The following is a 5,738-nucleotide window of genomic DNA, read 5'->3' as shown; positions in this document are numbered from 1 at the left end:
CGCCACATCCGTCCACGCCCCGGACGCACGATCATCCACGTGCTTGTGGAGGGCGTGGGGACAATCTGTGGGGTCTCTGGGGAGGCCCTGTGGGATGTCGACCCGCCGCTCCGGGACGGTGATCGGCGTGGGACCGTAGGTGTGCGCGGCGCCGGTTCGACGGTCCGGGGACGGGGTTCCCACCGGGGGCCCACGGTGTCCACAGGGCGGGATCGCGACCTGGGAATACCAGCGATGTAAGACCAAAATGTTGTGGTCGATTGACTCGCTTGCCACTAGGGGTAGTGTCTAGAAGCGTTGCGGCCCCAATGAATGTCACTCGTGGGATTCGGACCGTGACCCCCGACAGACACCGCGGTCATCCACAGGCCGGGCGAGAGCCCGGGCCCGGGAGGCCGCTACGAGAAGAGCCCCTCGCGCCGTCCGGGCGCCGTGCCGAAAGAGGTCCTGAGACACATGGTCACCGTCTACACCAAGCCCGCCTGCGTCCAGTGCAACGCCACCTACAAGGCGCTCGACAAGCAGGGCATCGAGTACGAGATCATCGACATCTCGATGGACGACGAGGCTCGGGAGTACGTCATGGCGCTCGGGTACCTCCAGGCGCCCGTCGTGGTCGCGGGCTCCGACCACTGGTCCGGCTTCCGCCCGGACCGCATCAAGGCACTCGCCACCGTGGCGGCCTGACTGCGCGGTCGTAGTCCGACGGCGCGGTAACACCAGGATTCCTTCGACAAGGGGGCGGCGATGGCGGCTCCGATACCGGCCGAGAAGCCGGTGAGGATCGTCTACTTCTCCAACATCTCCGAGAACACCAAACGATTCGTCGACCGGCTCGGTCTCCCCGCACTGCGTATCCCGGTGCGGAGGACCGAGCCCGTCCCGACGGTGTCGGACCCGTATGTTCTGATCGTTCCGACCTACGGGGGAAGCCTCGAGATCACAGGCAAGAACGGCGCCGCGGTCCCGCGGCAGGTGGTCGCGTTCCTCAACAACGCGCACAACAGAAGTCTCTGCCGGGGAGTCATCGCCGGCGGCAACACCAACTTCGGACGGGATTTCGGTCGCTCCGGCGACGTGATCGCCGAGAAGGTGGGGGTCCCGTACCTCTACCGCTTCGAGTTGATGGGCACACACGAGGACGTCATCCGCGTCCGAGAGGGATTGGAAGAGTTTTGGCAGCACCAACCGTGAACCCCGAGAGCATCACCGCGGGAGAGGCGGGCGACGGTCAGCGTCTCGACTACCACGCCCTCAACGCGATGCTCAACCTCTACGACGCGGACGGGAAGATCCAGTTCGACGCGGACCGCCGGGCGGCGCGGGAGTACTTCCTGCAGCACGTCAACCAGAACACGGTCTTCTTCCACAACCTGGACGAGAAGCTCGACTACCTGGTCGAGAAGGACTACTACGAGCGCGAGGTGCTGGACCAGTACGCGCGCAACTTCGTCCGCGAACTGTTCGACCACGCATACGCCAAGAAGTTCCGCTTCCCGACCTTCCTCGGCGCCTTCAAGTACTACACCTCGTACACGCTCAAGACCTTCGACGGGAAGCGCTACCTCGAGCGCTACGAGGACCGCGTGTGCATGGTGGCGCTCACCCTCGCCGCCGGCGACCAGGTGCTGGCCCGCCAGCTGGTGGACGAGATCATCGACGGTCGCTTCCAGCCCGCCACGCCCACGTTCCTCAACTCCGGCAAGAAGCAGCGCGGGGAGCCCGTCTCGTGCTTCCTGCTGCGCATCGAGGACAACATGGAGTCCATCGGCCGCAGCATCAACTCCGCGCTGCAGCTGTCCAAGCGCGGCGGTGGCGTGGCATTGCTGCTGTCCAACCTCCGTGAGCACGGCGCGCCCATCAAGCACATCGAGAACCAGTCCTCGGGCGTCATCCCCGTGATGAAGCTGCTGGAAGACTCGTTCTCCTACGCCAACCAGCTCGGGGCCCGCCAGGGTGCCGGCGCCGTGTACCTGCACGCGCACCACCCGGACATCTTCAAGTTCCTCGACACCAAGCGTGAGAACGCGGACGAGAAGATCCGCATCAAGACGCTCTCCCTGGGCGTGGTGATCCCGGACATCACCTTCGAGCTCGCCAAGCGCAACGACGACATGTACCTGTTCTCGCCGTACGACGTCGAGCGGATCTACGGCAAGCCCTTCGCGGACGTCGACATCTCGGAGCACTACCACGAGATGGTCGAGGACAGCCGGATCAAGAAGACCAAGATCAACGCCCGGCACTTCTTCCAGACCGTCGCCGAGCTGCAGTTCGAGTCCGGCTACCCGTACATCATGTACGAGGACACCGTGAACCGGGCCAACCCGATCGCCGGCAAGATCACGCACTCCAACCTGTGCTCGGAGATCCTCCAGGTCTCCACGGCCTCGGAGTTCAACGAGGACCTGAGCTACTCCGAGGTGGGCAAGGACATCTCCTGCAACCTCGGTTCGCTCAACATCGCCAAGGCCATGGACTCGCCGGACTTCGGTCAGACCATCGAGACGGCGATCCGGGGACTGACCGCGGTCTCCGACCAGACCCACATCGACTCCGTGCCCTCGATCGAGCGGGGCAACTCGGAGTCGCACGCGATCGGCCTGGGGCAGATGAACCTCCACGGCTACCTCGCGCGTGAGCGGATCCACTACGGATCCGAGGAGGGTGTCGACTTCACCAACATCTACTTCTACACCGTGCTCTACCACGCGCTCCGGTCGTCCAACGCGATCGCGCGGGAGCGCGGGACCTGGTTCGCCGGGTTCCCGGAGTCGAAGTACGCCTCGGGTGAGTTCTTCGACAAGTACACCGACCAGGTGTGGGAGCCGGCCACCGACCGGGTCCGAACGCTGTTCTCCGAGGCCGAGGTGACCATCCCCACGCAGGAGGACTGGCGCGCGCTGAAGGCCGACGTGCAGAAGTACGGCATCTACAACCAGAACCTCCAGGCCGTGCCGCCGACGGGGTCGATCAGCTACATCAACAACTCGACCTCGTCGATCCACCCCGTGGCGTCGAAGATCGAGATCCGCAAGGAGGGCAAGATCGGGCGCGTCTACTACCCGGCGCCCTACCTGACCAACGACAACCTGGACTACTACCAGGACGCGTACGAGATCGGCTACGAGAAGATCATCGACACGTACGCGGCGGCTACCCAGCACGTCGACCAGGGCCTGTCGTTGACCCTGTTCTTCAAGGACACGGCCACCACCCGTGAGGTCAACCGAGCCCAGATCTACGCGTGGCGCAAGGGCATCAAGACCCTGTACTACATCCGCGTGCGTCAGCTCGCGCTCGAGGGCACCGAGGTCGAGGGCTGCGTCTCGTGCATGCTCTGACCGCCCGGCCGCAGGCCTGCGTCCCGAACCCCACACGTCCCCAGGAGGAGATCCGATGACCGCCGAGCTGCACGCTCCGGGATCCCACAGTCCCGCCGCCGGCATCCAGCCCAAGCTGGTCGACCGGGTGTCGGCCATCAACTGGAACCGCGTCCCCGACGAGGTCGACGATCAGGTGTGGGGCCGGCTCACCACCAACTTCTGGCTGCCGGAGAAGGTGCCGGTCTCCAACGACATCCCGTCGTGGCAGACCCTGACCGAGTACGAGCAGCAGCTCACCACCCGCGTCTTCACCGGCCTGACCCTGCTGGACACCCTGCAGGGCACGGTCGGCGCCGTCAGCATGATCCCCGACGCGTCGACCCCGCACGAGGAGGCGGTGCTCACCAACATCGCGTTCATGGAGTCGGTGCACGCCAAGAGCTACTCGACGATCTTCTCCACGCTGTGCTCGACGCCCCAGGTGGACGACGCGTTCCGCTGGGCGGAGGAGAACCCCTTCCTCCAGAAGAAGGCCAAGATCGTGCTCGGCTACTACGCGGGGGACGATCCGCTCAAGCGCAAGATCGCCTCGGTGATGCTCGAGTCGTTCATGTTCTACTCGGGCTTCTACCTGCCCATGCGGTGGTCCTCGCGGGCCAAGCTCACCAACACCGCCGACGTCATCCGGCTCATCATCCGCGACGAGGCGGTGCACGGCTACTACATCGGGTACAAGTACCAGCGCGCCCTCGAGCACGTCACCCAGTCAGAGCGGGACGAGCTCAAGGACTACACCTTCGAGCTGCTGTTCGAGCTGTACGACAACGAGGCGGACTACACCGAGGATCTCTACGATCCGGTGGGGTGGACTGAGGACGTCAAGAAGTTCCTGCGGTACAACGCCAACAAGGCGCTGATGAACATGGGCTACGAGGGCATGTTCCCCAAGGACGAGACCGACGTCGATCCGGCGATCCTGTCGGCCCTGAGCCCCAACGCCGACGAGAACCACGACTTCTTCTCCGGCTCCGGCAGCTCGTACGTCATGGGTAAGGCCGAGGCCACCGAGGACGAGGACTGGGACTTCTGACGCACCGGTAGCGACCCACGACGCCCCTGCGACCGAACACGGTCGCAGGGGCGTCGTCGTCTCACGGTCGTGGAGGGACTGCTGGCTACCCGTCCGGTGCGACCCCGTTGATCGATCCCCGGATGTCGTCGAGGACCGCCCGCGCCGCCACCGGGCCCGCGCCCTCCCACACGGCACGGTCCACCACGAACACGCGCTGCGATCCCACGGCGTCGAGGTCCGTCCACCTGTCCGAGGCGAAGACCTCTCGCGCCGCGTCCTCGGAGCTGGCCTCGCCTCCGACCACCGCGAAGATCACATCCCCGTCCAGCTCGTCACCCAGGGCCGGGGACTGGGGCAGGGGCGGGACGCGCTCGCCGTCGCGCGTGCGTTGCGCCGGGGGCCGTTCGGCACCCACGGCCTCGAGCATCAGGGAGCCCAGCGTGTCCGGCCGCTGCACCTCTATGCCGTCACCCTCCCCTCCGGTCACCGACACCAGGGAGACCCGGGTATCCGACGGGGTGGTCGCGTCGGCGGTGCGCTGCGCCCGCTCGATCACCTCCAGCAGGAGATCGCCGCCGGCGCGGGGCCGACCGTAGGCGTCGGCGATCGCCTCGGTGGCCTCCGTCCAGTCCACGATGTCGGCGTCGTAGACCACGGTGGGGGCGACATCAGTCACGGCGGCGACGACGGCCGGGTCCACCTCGTCCGACCCGGCCAGCACGATGAGGTCCGGACGCAGTTCCCGCGCGGCCCGCGCGACCTCGTCGGCGTCCCCGCCGACGAGGGGACCGACCGTCGGGAGTCCGGTCAGTGAGTCGGGCAGGTAGACGTCCGCACCGTCGGGTAGGCCGAACGTGCCGACGACGAGGTCCTGCAGCCCGAGGGCACAGGCCGTGTCCACCGCGCCTGTGCCGAGCGCCAGGATCCTCTCCGGCGACCGCGGCACCTCCACCCGGTCCGGACCCGGCCCCTCCGTGGGGACCCTGCGGTCACCCGGCCCGGGGAACTCCGCGGGGACCGGTGCCGGGGCGCACGACTCCTCCGGCTCCGCCGAGCGCTGCAACTCCTCGCCGGCCATCCGCGACGGGGTCGTCGTAATCGGGTGCTCGACCATGTCGACGGGGGAGGGGCCACACGCCACGAGCGTCAGCCCGGCCGCCACGGGGACCGCCGCCCTGACGGCGCGCCGGGCATACCCCCGCGCGGGGTGTCGGCGGGGGGCGGTCACGGAATCGGTCATGGGACAACAGCCTAGGAGATCGGCCGAGAAGGGCCGCTCACGCGGAGGTCGCGGGCGGGCGGTGGGTACCTGTCCCGGGCTGCCGGACCACGGCGTGATT

5 protein-coding genes are annotated in these 5,738 nt (G+C 66.9%); 4 read left to right on the top strand and 1 reads right to left on the bottom strand.

What is annotated here, in order from left to right; all coding sequences use genetic code 11:
• Nucleotides 1-456: 456 nt before the first annotated feature.
• The 4 genes from G6024_RS15285 to nrdF all read left to right on the top strand — a co-directional run bounded on the left by G6024_RS15285 (nucleotide 457) and on the right by nrdF (nucleotide 4,416).
• A complete protein-coding gene (locus tag G6024_RS15285; RefSeq protein WP_067712419.1) occupies nucleotides 457-687 on the top strand; it encodes a redoxin NrdH in 231 nt (76 codons plus the stop codon).
• A 60-nt stretch (nucleotides 688-747) separates the two neighbouring features.
• Entirely contained in the window at nucleotides 748-1,194 is a 447-nt protein-coding gene (gene nrdI, locus G6024_RS15280) for a class Ib ribonucleoside-diphosphate reductase assembly flavoprotein NrdI (protein ID WP_067712422.1), read from the top strand.
• 68 nt (nucleotides 1,195-1,262) lie between these two features.
• Nucleotides 1,263-3,344 carry a class 1b ribonucleoside-diphosphate reductase subunit alpha gene (nrdE, locus tag G6024_RS15275; protein ID WP_067712491.1) on the top strand — a complete coding sequence of 694 codons (2,082 nt, stop codon included), beginning with the start codon at nucleotides 1,263-1,265 and terminating at the stop codon, nucleotides 3,342-3,344.
• Nucleotides 3,345-3,399: 55 nt separating this feature from the next.
• The gene (nrdF, locus tag G6024_RS15270; RefSeq protein ID WP_069388457.1) at nucleotides 3,400-4,416 is read left to right on the top strand and encodes a class 1b ribonucleoside-diphosphate reductase subunit beta; all 1,017 of its coding nucleotides are present in this window, start codon (nucleotides 3,400-3,402) and stop codon (nucleotides 4,414-4,416) included.
• Between the two features lie 85 nt (nucleotides 4,417-4,501).
• Here nrdF and G6024_RS15265 read toward each other — a convergent pair whose 3' ends face one another.
• Entirely contained in the window at nucleotides 4,502-5,638 is a 1,137-nt protein-coding gene (locus G6024_RS15265; RefSeq protein WP_235027935.1) for an ABC transporter substrate-binding protein, read from the bottom strand.
• Between the last annotated feature and the right edge of the window lie 100 nt (nucleotides 5,639-5,738).

This window comes from Dietzia maris (assembly GCF_014144855.1).
GTDB classification, from domain to species: Bacteria; Actinomycetota; Actinomycetes; order Mycobacteriales; family Mycobacteriaceae; genus Dietzia; species Dietzia kunjamensis.
Note: the sequence above shows the minus strand (reverse complement) of the source record. Positions and strands in the feature narration are given on the sequence as shown.